The organism is Rahnella sp. CJA17(1/100), from assembly GCF_963881615.1.
Classification (GTDB): Bacteria; Pseudomonadota; Gammaproteobacteria; order Enterobacterales; family Enterobacteriaceae; genus Rahnella; species Rahnella aceris.
Genome location: NZ_CAWOJA010000044.1, coordinates 132,792 through 149,434, shown reverse-complemented (window position 1 = coordinate 149,434; position 16,643 = coordinate 132,792). Strand labels below are relative to the sequence as shown.

18 protein-coding genes are annotated in these 16,643 nt (G+C 51.6%); 11 read left to right on the top strand and 7 right to left on the bottom strand.

The window, feature by feature from the left end:
• Positions 1-14 precede the first annotated feature (14 nt).
• The 3 genes from AACU55_RS17555 to abgT all read left to right on the top strand — a co-directional run bounded on the left by AACU55_RS17555 (position 15) and on the right by abgT (position 4,425).
• A complete protein-coding gene (locus tag AACU55_RS17555) occupies positions 15-1,331 on the top strand; it encodes a M20 family metallo-hydrolase (protein ID WP_134705840.1) in 1,317 nt (438 codons plus the stop codon).
• On the top strand, positions 1,331-2,797 hold the full coding sequence (locus AACU55_RS17550; RefSeq protein ID WP_134705839.1) for a M20 family metallopeptidase: 1,467 nt from the start codon (positions 1,331-1,333) through the stop codon (positions 2,795-2,797). Before AACU55_RS17555 ends, AACU55_RS17550 begins: the two co-directional genes overlap by 1 nt.
• A 104-nt stretch (positions 2,798-2,901) precedes the next feature.
• The gene (abgT, locus tag AACU55_RS17545; protein ID WP_134705838.1) at positions 2,902-4,425 is read left to right on the top strand and encodes a p-aminobenzoyl-glutamate transporter; all 1,524 of its coding nucleotides are present in this window, start codon (positions 2,902-2,904) and stop codon (positions 4,423-4,425) included.
• 3 nt (positions 4,426-4,428) lie between these two features.
• Here abgT and AACU55_RS17540 read toward each other — a convergent pair whose 3' ends face one another.
• Together AACU55_RS17540 and AACU55_RS17535 are read right to left on the bottom strand one after the other, a co-directional pair.
• Positions 4,429-5,295 carry an oxygenase MpaB family protein gene (locus AACU55_RS17540; RefSeq protein ID WP_134705837.1) on the bottom strand — a complete coding sequence of 289 codons (867 nt, stop codon included), beginning with the start codon at positions 5,293-5,295 and terminating at the stop codon, positions 4,429-4,431.
• 17 nt (positions 5,296-5,312) lie between these two features.
• Complete coding sequence (locus AACU55_RS17535) at positions 5,313-5,972, bottom strand: TetR/AcrR family transcriptional regulator (protein WP_013576347.1); 660 nt, start codon at positions 5,970-5,972, stop codon at positions 5,313-5,315.
• A 210-nt stretch (positions 5,973-6,182) separates the two neighbouring features.
• Here AACU55_RS17535 and AACU55_RS17530 point away from each other — a divergent pair, with 210 nt between their 5' ends.
• The 6 genes from AACU55_RS17530 (at position 6,183) to AACU55_RS17505 (ending at position 9,084) form a co-directional block, all read left to right on the top strand.
• Positions 6,183-6,440: a hypothetical protein gene (locus AACU55_RS17530; protein WP_013576348.1), complete on the top strand. Its 258-nt coding sequence runs from the start codon at positions 6,183-6,185 to the stop codon at positions 6,438-6,440.
• 416 nt (positions 6,441-6,856) lie between these two features.
• Positions 6,857-7,114, top strand: a complete 258-nt coding sequence (bhsA, locus tag AACU55_RS17525; protein WP_134705836.1) for a multiple stress resistance protein BhsA — start codon at positions 6,857-6,859, stop codon at positions 7,112-7,114.
• 169 nt (positions 7,115-7,283) lie between these two features.
• Entirely contained in the window at positions 7,284-7,541 is a 258-nt protein-coding gene (bhsA, locus tag AACU55_RS17520) for a multiple stress resistance protein BhsA (protein WP_015698030.1), read from the top strand.
• A 152-nt stretch (positions 7,542-7,693) separates the two neighbouring features.
• Positions 7,694-7,951 carry a multiple stress resistance protein BhsA gene (bhsA, locus tag AACU55_RS17515; protein ID WP_015698031.1) on the top strand — a complete coding sequence of 86 codons (258 nt, stop codon included), beginning with the start codon at positions 7,694-7,696 and terminating at the stop codon, positions 7,949-7,951.
• Between the two features lie 451 nt (positions 7,952-8,402).
• On the top strand, positions 8,403-8,762 hold the full coding sequence (locus AACU55_RS17510; protein ID WP_134705835.1) for a type II toxin-antitoxin system RelE/ParE family toxin: 360 nt from the start codon (positions 8,403-8,405) through the stop codon (positions 8,760-8,762).
• Positions 8,743-9,084: a helix-turn-helix domain-containing protein gene (locus tag AACU55_RS17505; protein WP_013576354.1), complete on the top strand. Its 342-nt coding sequence runs from the start codon at positions 8,743-8,745 to the stop codon at positions 9,082-9,084. The genes AACU55_RS17510 and AACU55_RS17505 overlap by 20 nt, the downstream gene beginning before the upstream one ends.
• A gap of 68 nt (positions 9,085-9,152) precedes the next feature.
• Here the strand turns inward: AACU55_RS17505 and ddlA are convergent, their stop codons facing one another.
• Complete coding sequence (gene ddlA, locus AACU55_RS17500; protein WP_037037176.1) at positions 9,153-10,250, bottom strand: D-alanine--D-alanine ligase; 1,098 nt, start codon at positions 10,248-10,250, stop codon at positions 9,153-9,155.
• A 58-nt stretch (positions 10,251-10,308) separates the two neighbouring features.
• The gene (locus AACU55_RS17495; RefSeq protein ID WP_134705834.1) at positions 10,309-10,638 is read right to left on the bottom strand and encodes a DHCW motif cupin fold protein; all 330 of its coding nucleotides are present in this window, start codon (positions 10,636-10,638) and stop codon (positions 10,309-10,311) included.
• Between the two features lie 335 nt (positions 10,639-10,973).
• Between AACU55_RS17495 and AACU55_RS17490 the strand changes: the two genes are divergently transcribed.
• On the top strand, positions 10,974-12,353 hold the full coding sequence (locus tag AACU55_RS17490; RefSeq protein WP_134705833.1) for an NAD-dependent succinate-semialdehyde dehydrogenase: 1,380 nt from the start codon (positions 10,974-10,976) through the stop codon (positions 12,351-12,353).
• A gap of 149 nt (positions 12,354-12,502) precedes the next feature.
• The gene (locus tag AACU55_RS17485; protein ID WP_134705832.1) at positions 12,503-13,624 is read left to right on the top strand and encodes a ribosomal protein uL16 3-hydroxylase; all 1,122 of its coding nucleotides are present in this window, start codon (positions 12,503-12,505) and stop codon (positions 13,622-13,624) included.
• 80 nt (positions 13,625-13,704) lie between these two features.
• Here the strand turns inward: AACU55_RS17485 and phnE (AACU55_RS17480) are convergent, their stop codons facing one another.
• The 3 genes from phnE (AACU55_RS17480) to phnD form a co-directional block, all read right to left on the bottom strand.
• Positions 13,705-14,628 carry a phosphonate ABC transporter, permease protein PhnE gene (gene phnE, locus AACU55_RS17480; protein ID WP_013576359.1) on the bottom strand — a complete coding sequence of 308 codons (924 nt, stop codon included), beginning with the start codon at positions 14,626-14,628 and terminating at the stop codon, positions 13,705-13,707.
• Entirely contained in the window at positions 14,628-15,491 is an 864-nt protein-coding gene (phnE, locus tag AACU55_RS17475; RefSeq protein WP_013576360.1) for a phosphonate ABC transporter, permease protein PhnE, read from the bottom strand. Before phnE (AACU55_RS17475) ends, phnE (AACU55_RS17480) begins: the two co-directional genes overlap by 1 nt.
• 160 nt (positions 15,492-15,651) lie before the next feature.
• A complete protein-coding gene (phnD, locus tag AACU55_RS17470; RefSeq protein ID WP_013576361.1) occupies positions 15,652-16,584 on the bottom strand; it encodes a phosphonate ABC transporter substrate-binding protein in 933 nt (310 codons plus the stop codon).
• Positions 16,585-16,643 lie beyond the last annotated feature (59 nt).

Here is a 16,643-nt window from a genome sequence, read left to right as displayed (position 1 = left end):
AAAGAGAGTCCGTGATGGTTAATGAGATTTCTGAACGTGTAGAAAAGCTGTTCCCTTCCCTGCAAAAGCAACGTCGTGATCTGCATAAATACGCCGAATCCGGCTGGCTGGAGTTTCGTACCTCCACGCTGGTGGCCGATCGTCTGGAAAAACTGGGCTATTCACTGCAACTCGGCAAAGAAGTTATCGACGCTGATTCGCGTATGGGGCTGCCTTCCGCTGCCGTGCTGGCCGAACAGGAGCAGCGCGCACTGGAACAAGGCGCGATTGCCCGCTGGATGCCGCATTTCTCCGGTGGTTTCACCGGGATTGTCGCCACGCTGGAAACCGGTCGTCCCGGCCCGGTCATGGGTTTTCGGGTGGATATGGACGCGCTGGATTTAAACGAAGTACTGGAAGACCAGCACCGCCCGTTCCGCGACGGGTTTGCTTCGGCCAATAACGGCATGATGCACGCCTGCGGTCACGACGGTCACACCACCATTGGCCTGGGGCTGGCAGACGTGCTGATGCAGGTTCGCGACCAGCTCTGTGGCACCATCAAGCTGATTTTCCAGCCTGCCGAAGAAGGCACGCGCGGCGCGAAATCCATGGTTGAAGCGGGCGTGGTGGACGACGTGCAGTATTTCACCGCCGTGCATATCGGCACCGGCGTACCGGCTAATCACATCGTGTGCGGTAACGATACTTTCATGGCAACGACCAAGCTCGACGTGCACTTCACCGGCGTGGCCTCACATGCGGGCGGCAAGCCGGAGGATGGCCGTAATGCCCTGCTGGCGGCGGCGCAGGCAACACTGGGTTTGCATGCGATCCCGCGTCACAGCGGCGGTGATTCACGCATCAATGTCGGCGTTTTACAGGCCGGTACCGGGCGCAATGTGGTGCCTTCCAGCGCCACGATGAAAGTAGAAACGCGTGGCACCACCAATGAGGTGAACGAATTTATTTACCAGCAGGCGCTGAAAGTGATTTCCGGCGCAGCCGAAATGCATCAGGTGAAATTCGACATCACCCTGATGGGCGCGGCGCAAAGCAGCACGCCAACGCCAGCCTGGGTGAATTACATCCACCGGCAGGCGGAAAAACTCGGCGAATTCGAACAGATCATAGACCGTCAGGAAGGCGCGGCCGGTTCGGAAGATGCCACCTATATGATGGAGCGCGTAAAAGCCCGCGGTGGCGAAGCCTCTTATGTCATTTTCGGCACTGATCTGAGCGCGGGTCATCACAATGAACTGTTTGATTTCGATGAAAAAGTGATGTCCCAGGGCATTAAAACCCTGGCGGCACTGGCGCTGAATATCGCTGAATTCAAAGGGGAACGCTGATGACGTCGCAAGTGCAACATCAACAGAACGTCGTGAATTTCATCAATGATTTCATCGATAATCAGCAGCCCGCGCTGGCAGAAATCAGCGATGCCATCTGGGACCATCCTGAAACCCGTTTTGTCGAATCCTTCTCTTCTGCATTACTGGCCGACAAACTCGACGCCAGCGGATTTACTGTTGAGCGCGGCGTCGGTGGCATGGAAACGGCATTTATCGCCAGCTTCGGCAGCGGCAAACCGGTGATCGCCCTGCTCGGCGAATTCGACGCGCTGGCCGGTTTAAGCCAGAAAGCCGGTTGCGATGTAGCGCAGCCACTGGTGGAAAACGGTAACGGCCACGGCTGCGGCCATAACCTGCTCGGCACGGCGGCACTCGGTGGCGCGCTGGCCGTAAAAGCCTGGATGGAACGTGAAAACATTCAGGGCACGGTGCGTTTTTACGGCTGCCCGGGTGAAGAAGGCGGCTCCGGCAAAACCTTTATGGCGCGCGAAGGATTGTTCGATGACGTCGATGCCGCACTGACCTGGCACCCGGAAACCTACAGCGGCATGTTCAGCAACCAGACGCTGGCCAATATTCAGGCGTCGTTCAGCTTTAAAGGCGTGTCCTCACACGCCGCCGCCGCGCCACATCTGGGTCGCAGCGCGCTGGATGCCCTGACGCTGATGAATACCGGCGCGAACTTCCTCCGTGAGCACATCATTCAGGAAGCGCGCCTGCATTACGCGATCACCAACGCGGGCGGGATTTCGCCCAACGTGGTGCAGGCAGACGCCGAAGTGCTGTATCTGGTACGCGCGCCGCAAATGGATCAGGCGCACGCGATTTTCGACCGCGTAGTGGATATTGCCAAAGGCGCAGCGCTGATGACCGGCACACAGATGTCGATGCGCTTTGACAAGGCCTGTTCCAACTACGTGCCCAACCGCACACTGGAAAGCGCGATGTATCAGTATGTGCAGGCTTTCGGCACTCCGCATTACACCGCCGAAGAGCGGGCGTTTGCGGCGTCGATTCATGCCACGCTGAGCGAACAGGATATCGAAAACAATCTGCTGAATATCTCCCGTACCAGCGGCGCGGAAGGCGTGGAATTCGCCGAAACCCTGCGCCATTCCCCGCTGACAGACTCTGTTGCTCCGTATGCCCCGAACGGCAATATCCTCTACGGTTCGACGGACGTCGGTGATGTCAGTTGGCTGGTGCCGACGGCGCAGTGTTTCAGCCCGTGTTTTGCCGTCGGTTCGCCGCTGCATACCTGGCAGATTGTGTCGCAGGGGCGGACCTCCATCGCCCATAAAGGCATGTGTCTGGCAGCGAAAATCATGTCATCGACCGCGATAGACCTGTTCACCCGGCCGGATTTACTGACGGCCTGTCAGAAAGAGCGCGATGCACAACGTGCACGACGCCCGTATCAGTGCCCGATCCCGGCAGGCGTAAAACCTTCGCCATTGAAATAAATCACGGGTGTCAGTTAATGATGTAAACCGCTCATTCGCGTCCCGTTCCGGCACGGATGAGCGGCATAAATATAAAAAAGACAAACACGACAGAGGGTTAACAGATGAGTATTCAGGCGCAAGATTCCGGCCAGAGTCCGGGGGGATTTCTTCAGTGGGTTGAACGTGTGGGGAATAAAATTCCCAACCCGTTTTTGTTATTTGTTTACCTGATTGCCGTGCTGATGGTCGCCAGCGCGGTGATTTCATGGCTGAATATTACGGCAGTAAACCCAACCAACGGTGAGGTAATCCATGTAAAAAACCTGCTGAGTGTGGATGGTATTCAGTGGATTTTGCCGAACGTCATTAAAAATTTCAGCGGATTTACCCCGCTAGGTTCGATTCTGGCGCTGGTGATTGGTGCCGGACTGGCGGAGCGCGTCGGGCTGCTGCAAAGCCTGATGTACAAAATGGCGTCCAAAGTAAACGCCCGTTACGCCAGCTATATGGTGATTTTTATCGCCTTCTTCAGCCACATTTCGTCGGATGCCGCACTGGTGGTGATGCCGCCGCTGGGCGCGCTGATTTTCCTCGCAGTCGGACGTCATCCCGTGGCTGGTTTACTGGCGGCTATCGCCGGTGTTGGCTGCGGTTTCACGGCTAACCTGCTGATTGTGACCACCGATGTGTTGTTATCCGGTCTGAGTACCGAGGCGGCAAAGGCGATTAATCCGGCGGTTCAGGTCAGTGTGATCGACAACTGGTACTTTATGGCGGCCTCGGTGATTTTGCTGACCATCGTGGGTGCCATTCTGACCGATAAATTCGTTGAACCGCGCCTGCCGGTGTATCACGGCGAGCGTAACGAAGAGATGAAAAAGCTGACGCCGGAACAAAACCGTGGCCTGATGGCGAGCGGCATTGCGGCGCTGGTGTTTATCGCCCTGGTCGCCTTGCTGGTGGTGCCGGAAGCCTCGCCGCTGCGCAATCCGAAAACCGGCGGCATCATCCCTTCGCCATTTATTCAGGGCATCGTGCCGCTGATTATTTTGTTCTTTTTCGTGATTTCAGTGCCTTACGGCATGGTGACGAAGCAGATCCGCAGCGCCAGTGACGTGCCGGATTTGCTGGTGGATCCGATGAAATCCATGGCGGGTTTTATTGTGATGGTGTTCCCGCTCTCCCAGTTTGTGGCGTTTTTCAACTGGAGTAATATGGGGAAATTCATGGCGATCGGGCTGACGGATGTGCTGGAAAACTTAGGCATGACCGGCATCCCGGCGTTTCTCGGCCTGATTTTCCTGTCGGCATTGCTGTGTATGTTTATCGCCAGCGGCTCGGCCATCTGGTCGATTCTGGCACCGATATTTGTGCCGATGTTTATGCTGCTCGGTTTCCATCCGGCGTTCGCGCAAATCGTGTTCCGCGTCGCGGATTCTTCGGTGATCCCGCTCGCGCCGATGTCGCCGTTTGTGCCGCTGTTCCTCGGGTTCCTGCAGCGCTACAACAAAGAAGCGAAACTCGGCACCTATTATTCGCTGGTGCTGCCGTATCCGATTGTGTTTTTCGTGGTGTGGCTGCTGATGCTGGTGGGCTGGTATCTGCTGGGTCTGCCGATCGGTCCGGGCGTTTATCCGCATCTTTAACGGTCAGTGCAGACGCCCCATACGGCGCATGGCCCGGTGCCATGAGCCGTTTCTCACCGCCCAGCGCAATACCCCTGAAATGCAACGGGTGGCGAAACGAATCCTCCGGCGCTTCGGCGGGGAAAGGGAAATCCCCAGTTGCATGGCTGCCCACTCAGGCAATAATTCAATGCCAGCCTGAATCATCAGGCTGCCCACCGGTCTGGCCAGACGGCTCGGCGCGGGTGCATTCTGCAATAATCTTACCACTTCAAGCGTCCGTTCATCGCAGCGCAACTGCGGGCGCATCGCCTGCAAATAAGCTTCTACCGCATCGACACTCTCCGGCACATTTCCCGCCCCCAGGCTTTTCGCCACACGGGAAAACTCCTGATAATAAAGGTTCTGATCGCTCAGGCTGAGCGCAGGATTGCGATAACGCAGATGCGATTGCAGGAAGCTGTACGCTTCGGCTACGTGCACCCAGACCAGTAAATCCGGATCGCTGGCCGCATAAGGCGTGCCGTAAGCATCGGTACCGGTCACCCGCAAATGAATGGATTTTACTTTTTCGATTAACGCGTTAGCGTCATTAACAGGCGCAAAAGTCGTCCCGGAAATGAACTGGCTGGTGCGACGAAGTCGCCCGAGCATATCTTCACGAAATGAGGAATGATCCCAGACACCGGCAAGCGCCAGCGGATGAAGCATTTGCAGCAATAAGGCATTGACGCCGCCACAAAGCATGGATGAGAAGTCTCCGTGAATTCGCCAGGTGATGCTGTCAGGGCCAAACAGTCCCGGGTCACCCGGCGGATTCTCAAAGTCTATACCGCCTAACGCCAGGCCCGAAAGACTCAGCACCTGACGTTCTATTCTCTTTCTTAACAATTATCTTAACTCAGTGATTAATGTGCGGCTTTGCTGACAACCGTGGCTTTGGTCAGCTCCGGCCACAGATTCATGACCACGTCAATCAGCCGGTTGAGTTCATCAGAACTTGCGCCGTCACGGGCCTGTACGGAGAAGCCCTGAATGGTGCAGGCCAGGTATTTCGCCAGCAGCGCGCTGTCGGTTACCGCAGTCAAATCACCGCTCTGTTTTTTCTTCTCGAAATATTCAAACAGAGTGCGTTCCTGCGAAAGGTGGCGCGCACGCAGCATTTCGGCAATATCCGCAGAAGATGAAGACATCCCGGATGATGCGCTGATCATAAAGCAGCCACTTGGCGTGTCGCAGTCGGTAAACAGCTCTACGATGGCACGCAGATAGCGCCCAACCGTATCCTCAACGGACAAATCTGTTCTGCTCAGTAAACATGAGCTCTTTTCGTAAAAGTTTTTCAGATAATGTTCAACGGCTGCGCGGAAAAGCCCTTCTTTGTTACCAAATTCGGCATACAAAGTTGGCGCTTTTGCACCGGTTGCTTCGACCAAATCGGCTAATGAAGTGGCCTCGTAACCATGGCGCCAGAATAAATTCAAGGCCTTGCTCAGAGCAGTTCCACGATCGAACTGTTTTGGGCGACCGCGACTTTTCCGGACCAAAGCCGTCTGTTCAGTGCTCATACACCCTCCTTCCATCACCATTGTGATTATGGTTATTAAAATAGTTATAGAAATAACTTAACGATCATTATTAAAAATAGTTGCGCACAAGTCCAGCGGAGTTTATCATTTAATTATCGAGCGATAATAAAATCACTCAAACCCGCAAAGCTGCACAACTAAAACGCTTTTATAAGCCTTTTGCAGACAACACATTCAGGACGTAACATCATGAGTAACTTTAAAATCCTTCTTGCAGTTCTGGCATTAACCGCTGTACCGGTTGCCAATGTTGCCGCACAGCAGGTTATCATGATGCCTTTGCAGAGTCAGGAAGTGCGGATGGTCAATGTGACCGGTGACAGTAACTTCTGTAACCCGGCCACCTGTACGAACAAAAAAATCGAACAGGGCCGTATTCCTACTTCTCCCACTCAGCCACCTGCGCCTTCAACCTCTGGTCATCAGCCCGCTTCTGTTTATTACTAATGACCACGGAGCCTGATGACAGACCGTCAGGGCAGGAATCACGATAAGGCGGCTTATGTCGCCTTATCTTTTTCCTGGCCGCCCCATGTTTTATCACCCTCGCTGGCCAGAACCAACCATTAACTTAGCGATCATTAAAGATTCATTCAGCAAAATTATGCATAAAGGATTTTCAATTCTTATGGCGAATTATTTTAAAAACATTCATTTAACAAAATGAAAACAAAAACCGCGTTTAGCGTGACATTCATCACAGCACGATTAGTTAACGGTCATTAAAAAAACATCTTGCACAAACTCTCAACACTCCCTATCATTTACTTATCGAACGTTAACTAATAACTAACGTTGACCCGAAACTGAGGTTCCTGAATAAGGCACCCCGAATAAAAAATTGACGAACAGGAATTAACATCATGAAAACTATCGCAATGACAATCGCAGCACTGACACTTGCTGCCGCTTCTTTCTCTACCCTGGCGGCGACTGAGGTTCAGTCTGTACCTGCGGGTGAACAAACTATCGGTACTGTCAGCGCCTCTTCAAACGGTGACCTGAGCACACTGCAGTCAAAACTGAACGCGAAAGCCACTGAAGCCGGTGCAAGCTCATACCGCATCATCGGTGCTTCTGGTGAAAACCATCTGTACGGTACTGCTGAGCTGTATAAATAAGGCCTGAAGATTTCGTTAGCAGATTGTTCCGCACAATAAGTTAACGATTAATAAATAAATGAGTTGCACAGAATGTGATCCAGGTCTAACATTTACTTATCAACTGTTAAGAAATAACAGTCGGACCTAATAATCACCTGCTGATAAACAGATAAAAAGGAAGACCATCATGAAAAATATCACTATGACTTTAGCTGCAATTGCGCTTGCTACCGCCTCATTCTCTACCCTGGCAGCGACTGAAGTTCAGTCTGCACCAGAAGGTCAACAAGCAATTGGTGTGGTAAGTGCTTCTTCAGGCAACGATTTATCAAGCCTGCAGAACAAACTGAATGCAAAAGCCAACGAAGCGGGTGCAAGCTCATACCGTATCATCGGTGCTTCAGGTGAAAACCATCTGTACGGTACTGCTGAGCTGTATAAATAAGCACAAGAAAAAGCAATTTAAGGGTACAACAGCATTTAGTTAACGATTAATAAGCTAGATGTTGTATCGGACAGAAGACAGCTTTGCACATTAAATGAACGTTGATGACAACGCCTGGCAAAGCTCAAAAAAAACGAAATGAGGAAAATAACATGAAAAACTTAACAATGACTCTTGCTGCAATCGCACTGGCTACCGCTTCATTCTCGACTCTGGCAGCGACTGAAGTTCAGTCCGCACCGGCAGGTCAGCAGGCAATTGGTGTCGTCAGCGCAACATCAGGTAACAGCCTGAGCAGCCTGCAGGACAAACTGAATGCTAAAGCCAGCGAAGCCGGTGCAAGCTCTTACCGTATCATCGGTGCTTCAGGTGATAACCATCTGTACGGCACAGCTGAACTGTATAAATAAGCTGAAGTAAGCAGTAAAAAAGCAGTAAGCAGAAGAGGCGGCATTTGCCGCCTTTTTCGTGTCTGTGTTTTATGAAAAATTTCTCTGAATGCTCCCTGCCCGCCTGACCTTGTGCTACATTTTTCTCTTCTATTTCCTTATGTTCAATGTTGTTTCGCCACTCAGCATTCTGCTGCTTGATGCCCTGAGTTTTGCCGCATCTGCCATTTTGCTTCTGATCACCCGGAAAATATTTCAGGCCAGATGCGCCGACACAACGCCCGCTGATTCCGCCGTACCCGCGTCACTGCGCTGGAAAAATTACTCACCGCTATTTTAACCCCATGGAAGTGCTTTTCTTCGGCATATCTCGCAAGAATTCTCCTTACTTATCTCGTCAGGCGTTGGCTGTCGTATAAAGACGTTGGCGTGAGGCATATTTAGGTATAAAATTTTATACACAAGGAAAGTGATGGTGATTAAAGATATCGACTGGCGTGGAAGTTCGTTGAAGGATTTACGTGATTTCCCCACAGACGCCAGAAAAAGAGCAGGCTATGAACTTGAACAAATTCAGCATGGGCTTCCCCCAACACAATGGAAGTCAGTCAGCGACTGGGGAGCTGGCGTGGTTGAAATCAAACTTGATGTGTTTGCCGGTACTTTTCGGGTTATCTATCTCGCTAAATTCGACGAGGCCATTTACATCCTGCACTGCTTTGCGAAAAAGAAGCAGCAAACCAGCCCGCAAGATATTTCCATTATAAAAAGCCGCTATGCCCAAATTGTCCGGGAGCGCCACAGGAGAGAAAATGAAAAAGGATGTTATTGATGTCGCATCACGACATATCACACCAGCAGGCGGAAATGTTTTCGCCGATTTGGGATTCAGCGCTGTCGAAGCACAGGCTTTACATGCCGATTCACAGCGTAAAATTGCCCATACTCTGGCGCTCAAAGAACAACTGATGACTGAAATTGGCCTCTGGATCGCCCATCAGAATTTGCTTCAGAGCGATGCTGCAAAAATTTTGCAAGTTTCCCGCCCGCGTGTTTCTGACGTAGTGAACAAAAAGACGGATAAATTTACGCTCGATGCCCTGATTCTGATGCTGAGTCTGGCCGGAAAACAGGTAAAGCTGGTGGTTGAATAATCAGCAAAGAAAACGACAAAGGCAGGGATTTCTCCCTGCCTTTTCATCTCAATGCAAAATTCGAATAATCAGTTGGCAGAACTCTTCAGTTGGTTATCCTGCTGATGTTGCTCGAGCGCCAGCTCAATCAGGCGGGTGATCAGCTCACTGTAACTTAACCCGCTGGCTGCCCAGAGTTTCGGATACATACTGATGTTGGTGAAACCCGGCAATGTATTGATTTCATTGATGACGACATCGCCCTGTTCTGTCAGGAAAACGTCCACACGCGCCATGCCGCGACATTCCAGCACCTGAAATGCCTGCAAGGCAATGGCGCGGATACGGTCGTGGGTCTCACGGGGTAAATCAGCCGGAACCGCAATGGAAGCACCGGATTCGTTGATGTATTTGGTATCGTAGGAATAAAACTCGTCGTGCAGGATCACTTCGCCACACACACTGGCCTGCGGGTGATCATTACCCAACACAGCGCATTCAATTTCACGACCTTTAATGGCCGATTCCACCAGCACTTTGTGGTCGAAGCTGAAGGCTTCATCCAGCGCACGCTGATAGCCATCCTCATCACTGACTTTACTGACGCCCACCGATGAGCCCTGATTCGCCGGTTTGATAAAAAGCGGCAGACCGAGTTGTTGCGAAACACTGGCAAAGGTATTTTTCTGACGGTTCGCACGCGTCAGGCACACAAACGGGGCAACCGCCAGACCGGCATCGCGCAGCAAACGCTTGGTGACATCTTTATCCATGCTCACGGCGGAACCCAGCACGCCGGACCCTACGAAGGCAATATTTGCCATGCGCAGCAGCCCCTGCAAGGAACCGTCTTCCCCCAGCGTTCCGTGCACTATCGGGAAGATCACATCCACTTGCGACAACGCGCTGGCGCTGTGAGTCTCAATTAACTGATTCTCAGTCTGACCGGGGATCAGTGCAACCTGGTTATTCGAGCGGTTCAGGGCAATCAGCGACGGATTTTCAGCATTGATCAGGTAGTTACTGGCATCATTAATATGCCATTCCCCTTTCTTATCAATGCCCAGCAATGTCACATCAAAGCGTTGTTTATCAATCGCATCCACAATGTTTTTTGCCGACTGCAGTGACACTTCATGCTCTGCCGATTTACCACCGAAAATAATACCAACCCGTAATTTACTCACCTGCTGCTCCTTGTCGCCAGCCTCAGCGGACGGCGAACGTTTCTATAAACAACCACGACTAATCAACAACAAACAGTTTCGCGCCAATTGGCGTGGATGAACGGTGTGCTTCAGAATTGTCCGCCACCTGATAACTCATGCCCGGCGATAAGGTGAAATTCCGTCCGTCCTCAAGACGCGTATGAAGCTCTCCCTCCAGGCAGAACAAAACATGGCCTTTACTGCACCAGTGATCAGCCTCATAGCCAGGTGAATATTCAACGATACGCACACGGATATCGCCAAATTTTTGTGTACGCCACAGCGCCATGCCGGTATCACCCGGATGCTGCGTCGGCGTGACATCATTCCAGTCAGTCGTGCAAAACGGAATCGCATCAAGCTTCATGAGTTTCTCAATGTCGGGAAAAGGAAGGAAAGCCAGCATAAAAGTGAGCAGTAAATTTATCAATCGCTTGCTGAAAACAATTCATTAACAGCCGCTCGCAAAGTTGCGTAAAGCCGATTGTTCTTAGAGACAGGCTGCAGCGCACGTATGGCAGGGCCAGGTGAGAATGCGGGCAGCACACGCCATACCGTTGTGTTGCATGAGATGTCTGTGGGACAGCGGTCACGTTTTTTCGACTATGCTTAATGTTCTGTTGAGAACGCAGAAAGGCGCACGCACCTCAATTCCAACGTGCCGTTGTTTTCGACGACACGCCACAAAACAAGGAGCAACATATGCCATATCAAACGATAAATCCGTTCAACAATAAGCTCATCAAAGAATATCAAACACATAACGATCAGCAGGTTGAAGAGGCGCTCTCTGCCGCCCATGCTTTATACAAATCTGACTGGGGTCAGGGCGATATTAAGCAACGCGTTAACGTGCTGCATAAATTGTCCGAACTGATGGCTTCCCGTGTCGATGAACTGGCGGAAGTGGTCAGTGTAGAAATGGGGAAACTCATCGGCCAGAGCCGTGGCGAAGTGCAGATTTGCGCGGATATTGCGAAATTCTATGCCGAAAACGCCGAGGAATTTCTCAAACCTGTGCCGTATAAATCCGATCTCGGCGAAGCCTGGGTCGAGCATCATCCGATTGGGGTGATCATGGCCGTCGAGCCCTGGAATTTCCCGTTTTACCAGTTAATGCGCGTACTGGCACCGAATCTTGCCTCAGGTAACAGCGTGGTCGTCAAACACGCCAGTATCGTTCCTCATTGTGCGGAAACCTTTGAGAAACTGGTTACTGAAGCGGGTGCCCCAAAAGGCGCTTATACCAACCTGTTTATTTCTCAGGATCAGGTCAGTGCCATCATTGATGATGACCGCGTTCAGGGTGTCGCGCTGACAGGTTCGGAGAAAGCCGGTGCGGTCGTGGCTTCACGGGCGGCATCCAAGCTGAAGAAATCGACGCTGGAACTCGGCGGGAATGACGTGTTTGCCGTACTCGATGATGCGGATATCGATAAAGCCGCCAAAGCCGGTGCGCAGGCCCGTGTCTCCAATGCCGGACAGGTGTGTACGGCGGCCAAGCGCTTCATTATTCATGAAAAAATCGCCGATGAATTCCTTAAAAAATTCACCGAACACTTTAAGGCACTGAAAATCGGCGATCCGCTGGATAAATCCACCACACTGGGACCGTTGTCCTCCGCGGAAGCGGTGAAAACGCTGAGCAAACAAGTGGATGATGCCGTGAAACACGGGGCGAAACTGCACTTTGGCGGTAAAAAAGTGGCAGACAATCCGGGCAACTTCTTTGAGCCAACGATTCTGACGCACATTACCCGCGATAATCCGGCCTATTTCGAAGAGTTCTTTGGCCCGGTCGCACAGGTGTACGTGGTGAAAAATGATGAGGAACTGGTGAAACTTGCCAACGACTCACATTACGGCCTCGGCGGTTCGCTGTTTACCACCGATCTGACCCGCGCCCGTAAGCTGGCGAGCCAGATTGAAACCGGGATGGTATACGTCAATTCACCGACGGATACCGCTGCTGAACTGCCTTTCGGTGGTGTGAAACGCTCGGGCTTCGGCCGTGAGCTCTCTGATCTCGGTATCAAAGAATTTGTGAACCAGAAACTGGTGGTGCTGGCCGCGAAGTCCTGATGCTTCTTCTCCCCCTGCGGAGGGGGATTTTTTCCTCTCTCCGCACTTTTCCTTTCTCCCTCATTTACCAAGCCTTGACCCACGACAAAGCGCGCTCAAGCACCGCCTCTCTATAATCAGACCCGTTTGTCTTCCCACGGGTAAATCACATGGCTTATGAACTCAATCTGGACTGGCCGGAATTTTTAGAAAAATACTGGCAAAAAAAACCTGTTGTTATCAAAAAAGCGTTCTCAAATTTTGTTGATCCAATCTCTCCAGACGAATTAGCCGGTCTGGCGATGGAGCCGGAAGTGGACAGCCGTCTGGTGAGCCATAAAGATGGTGAATGGCAGGCAAGTAACGGTCCTTTTGAAGATTTCGACGGGCTGGGTGAAACCGGCTGGTCACTGCTGGCACAGGCCGTAAACCACTGGCATTTGCCTGCGGCAGAACTGGTGAAACCTTTTCGCGTATTGCCGGACTGGCGTTTAGACGACCTGATGATTTCGTATTCCGTGCCCGGCGGCGGTGTCGGCCCGCACATCGATCAGTATGACGTGTTTATCATCCAGGGCATGGGCAGCCGCCGCTGGCGCGTGGGCGATGCTCTGCCGATGCGTCAGTTCTGTCCGCACCCGGCGTTACTGCATGTGGATCCGTTCACGCCAATCATTGATGAAGATCTTGAACCTGGCGACATTCTGTATATTCCGCCGGGCTTCCCGCACGACGGCTTTACCCATGAAACCGCCCTCAACTATTCCGTCGGTTTCCGTGGCCCTAACAGCCGCGATTTCATCAGCAGTTTTGCTGACTACGCGCTGGAAAACGATCTGGGTGGCAGCCATTACAGCGATCCGGATCTCAGGCTGCGCGACCACGCCGGTAAAGTAGAAGATTACGAGCTGGAACGTGTGCGCCAGATGATGGTTGAGCTGATCAGCCAGCCGGAAGATTTCAAACAATGGTTTGGCCGTTTCGCCACTACGCCGCGCCATGAACTGGATATCGCGCCAGCCGAACCGCCATACGAATCACATGAAATTGCCGATGCACTGATGCAGGGCGAAAGCCTGGTGCGCCTGAGCGGTCTGCGGGTTCTCAACGTCGGCGAACGTTTCTTTGTTAACAGCGAGCCGCTGGAAACATCGCAACATGCCGCTGCCGATGCGCTGTGCCGCTATACGCTGATCAGTAAAACAGAGCTGGGTGCTGCGTTGCAGGATCCTGAATTTGTCGCTCTGTTAACGGATCTGGTGAATCAGGGTTACTGGTATTTCGACGAGTAAACTCCCGGCGATTCAATAACAGCAAAGGCGGCATCCATCCCGGATGCCGCCTTCTTTTATTCTGTTTCGACCGTTAACATTTACGAACGATAAAGCTCAACCGGCGGCTTCATTTTCCGTTCTTCCGGTGCGAATAAACTAATCTCTTCGCCCAGGATATATTTGGCGCGCAGCATCGCGGAAATCTTGTCCATAATCATTACGATAGCCACTAAAATCAGTGTGATAAACATCACCACATCCCAGTTCCACAGACGCATATTTTCCGCATACACCAGACCGATCCCGCCCGCGCCAACAAAACCAAGAACAGCGGCTGAACGGGTATTGGATTCAATCTGATACAACGACAATGCAAGGAATGTCGGGAAGGATTGAGTGAAAATCCCGAAGCGGTGCGTTTGTAGCGGGGAAGCCCCCAGCGCCCGCAGGCCGCGGCTCGGCGAACGATCTACCGCTTCATGCCCTTCTGCATAAAGCTTGCCCAGTAAGCCCAAATCCTGCATCACGATCGCCAGCACACCGGCCAGCGGCCCCATGCCGACAGCACGAACGAAAATCAGCCCCCAGATCGCCATATCCAGCCCGCGTAAAACATCCAGAAGACGGCGGATGACCATGGAAACGGGTCTGAGAACCGGCGTCGACATCACATTACGCGCCGCGAGGAATGAAAGAGGCAATGCGAGGAAAGACGCGGTGATGGTTCCGGAAAACACAATCGCCAGCGTGATAGCTATTTGCGAAAAATAATACATAAACGGCCATTCGGAAACGTTATGCCAGACAAACATCCGCAGGAAATAACGTCCTACTTCGCGGGTGCCGCGCACCACTTCGCTCCATGGAATACCGAAATAACTGAAGAAATAGACGTAGTACAGCGTAATCACGACAGCCAGTATCGCGAGGTAGCGCAGATAGCGGCGCTGCGCGGCAAACAGATGCCCGTGCTTCTGCTTCAGGCTGCTGACCACATGAGGTTCGAGCGCATCAGTTAACATCAGAAAGTGCCCTCCACAACGCGTTTGCGCAATTTACCGGAAAGAAAATCCATCGCCGACACCACCAGAATAATCAGCAGTAAGGTCATGCTGACCTGGTCATATCGGTCCAGTTTGATTGAGGTCATCAGTTCCTGCCCGATACCACCGGCCCCGACCAGCCCGAGGATAGTCGACTGGCGGAAGTTAATTTCAAGGCGCATAAAGCTATAGGATAAGAATATCGGTTTCACCTGCGGCCACATGGCGAAACGCATGCGCTGCAAACGCCCCGCGCCGCAGGCTCTGAGTCCGCGCACCGGTTTATCCGATGCGGTTTCAATGGATTCGTAGAACAATTTGGTCAGACTGCCGGCTGTGTGTAACGTCAGGGCGATAAAGCCCGGAATGGCACCGACGCCAAACGCCATCACACACATTACCGCCCAGGCCAGTTCCGGCATGGTGCGCAGGAAAGCGACAAAGGTACGGATGCTGAATTTCACCCATTTAGGCGAATCCGTATTGCTGGCGGCGAGAAAAGCCAGCACGACTGCCAGCGCCGTCGACAATATCGTCGAGGACAACGCCAGCTGAATAGTTTCCCAAATCAGCGGCAGCTGAATATTGAGACGATATCCCCAATACGCCAGTGAACCTTCTGTATGACCGTCAGCAAATAACAATGACCAGTGTAATACCGGCACCGTCTGACCAATATAATCAAAGAAGCTCGGCGCGGAGACAATAATCGTTTTTAAATTAAGTTCGGAAACATTGCCTGACCACAGATATAACAACAACATCAGCCCTGACCAGATCAGCGCTTCCCGCTTTTGTTTACCGCGTATCTGCTGGTAATAACGATTGAAGTCTTTGTTCAAAATAATATTTCCGATTTGCGATAATCATTATTCCTCCCCCTGCGAAGGGGGAGGTCAGGAGGGGGTATTAAAAAAACAATAATGGTAAAAGCTTTCGCTTCCTGAGTTGCCATTAATACCCCACCCCAACCCTCCCCTTCGCAGGGGAGGGAGTTACGGGTTAGCGACCGCCTTTAGTCAGTTCACGCTTCATATCAATAATCTGCTGATATTCAGCCAGGGACGTTTCGCCGATATGCTGTTTGCCGCCCACTGCTTTTACGAAACAAGCGTGGTCATCTTTATCCAGTTTCTTAATGGCAGAAACCAGCTTAGCTTTAAATGCCGGTGGCAAATCGCTGCGCACTAAAATCGGACCATTAGGAATTAATGGAGATTCCCAGATAATGCGGATTTTCTTCATCAGATCCGGATGGTCCATGCGGATCATGCGGTTGAATGCACCGGAGGTATAACCGGTTTCGCGGTCGCCGATCATTGAAGTCCAGGTGACTGCGCCTTCGAACTGGCCGTTCAGCACGCCAAGAATATCCTGCTCATGGCCGCCGGAGAAGGTTACGCTGGAGAAGAAGTTGTTGTATTTGTTATCCGTCGTGCCGCCAAATTCTTTCTTGAATGTCTGGTTTGGGATCAGGTAACCCGAAGTAGAATCCGGGTCAGCGAAACCGAATGATTTGCCTTTCAGGTCAGATAATTTCTGGTACGGGCTGTCGGCTTTCACGACAACCACGGAGTGATAACCCCGGGATTTATCCGTATCGTCAATGACAATGCCGACCAGATCCACCGCTTTCGGATTATTAATATAAACCGAAGCAAAAGATGACGGGGACATGCTTAATACCATATCCACTTTCTTACCTAATAACCCCTGAATAACACCTGAATAATCGGATGAATTACGCAGTTTGGTATCCACATTTAATTCTTTATCGAAGAAATCTTTTACACACTGATTATCGCCGATTTGCTGGGTGGCATTCTGGCCACCCAGAATACCTAAGTTTAATTCTTTAGGAGCATCTTCTGCCATGCTGTGCATTGCAGTAAAAGAACCTGCTACGAAGACTGCCAGACGTAATAACTTCTTCATGTAATGATGACCTTGTGTAGATTGAGAGAAAGTAGAAATAAGCACTGCAAAATAAATAA

Bases quoted from the DNA above. Each gene is read 5' to 3' on its own strand.
- AACU55_RS17555 (WP_134705840.1), top strand. From the start codon at position 15: ATGGTTAATGAGATTTCTGAACGTGTAGAAAAGCTGTTCCCTTCCCTG.
- AACU55_RS17550 (WP_134705839.1), top strand. From the start codon at position 1,331: ATGACGTCGCAAGTGCAACATCAACAGAACGTCGTGAATTTCATCAAT.
- abgT (WP_134705838.1), top strand. From the start codon at position 2,902: ATGAGTATTCAGGCGCAAGATTCCGGCCAGAGTCCGGGGGGATTTCTT.
- AACU55_RS17535 (WP_013576347.1), bottom strand. From the start codon at position 5,972: ATGAGCACTGAACAGACGGCTTTGGTCCGGAAAAGTCGCGGTCGCCCA.
- AACU55_RS17530 (WP_013576348.1), top strand. From the start codon at position 6,183: ATGAGTAACTTTAAAATCCTTCTTGCAGTTCTGGCATTAACCGCTGTA.
- bhsA (WP_134705836.1), top strand. From the start codon at position 6,857: ATGAAAACTATCGCAATGACAATCGCAGCACTGACACTTGCTGCCGCT.
- bhsA (WP_015698030.1), top strand. From the start codon at position 7,284: ATGAAAAATATCACTATGACTTTAGCTGCAATTGCGCTTGCTACCGCC.
- bhsA (WP_015698031.1), top strand. From the start codon at position 7,694: ATGAAAAACTTAACAATGACTCTTGCTGCAATCGCACTGGCTACCGCT.
- AACU55_RS17510 (WP_134705835.1), top strand. From the start codon at position 8,403: ATGGTGATTAAAGATATCGACTGGCGTGGAAGTTCGTTGAAGGATTTA.
- AACU55_RS17505 (WP_013576354.1), top strand. From the start codon at position 8,743: ATGAAAAAGGATGTTATTGATGTCGCATCACGACATATCACACCAGCA.
- AACU55_RS17495 (WP_134705834.1), bottom strand. From the start codon at position 10,638: ATGAAGCTTGATGCGATTCCGTTTTGCACGACTGACTGGAATGATGTC.
- AACU55_RS17490 (WP_134705833.1), top strand. From the start codon at position 10,974: ATGCCATATCAAACGATAAATCCGTTCAACAATAAGCTCATCAAAGAA.
- AACU55_RS17485 (WP_134705832.1), top strand. From the start codon at position 12,503: ATGGCTTATGAACTCAATCTGGACTGGCCGGAATTTTTAGAAAAATAC.
- phnE (WP_013576359.1), bottom strand. From the start codon at position 14,628: ATGTTAACTGATGCGCTCGAACCTCATGTGGTCAGCAGCCTGAAGCAG.
- phnD (WP_013576361.1), bottom strand. From the start codon at position 16,584: ATGAAGAAGTTATTACGTCTGGCAGTCTTCGTAGCAGGTTCTTTTACT.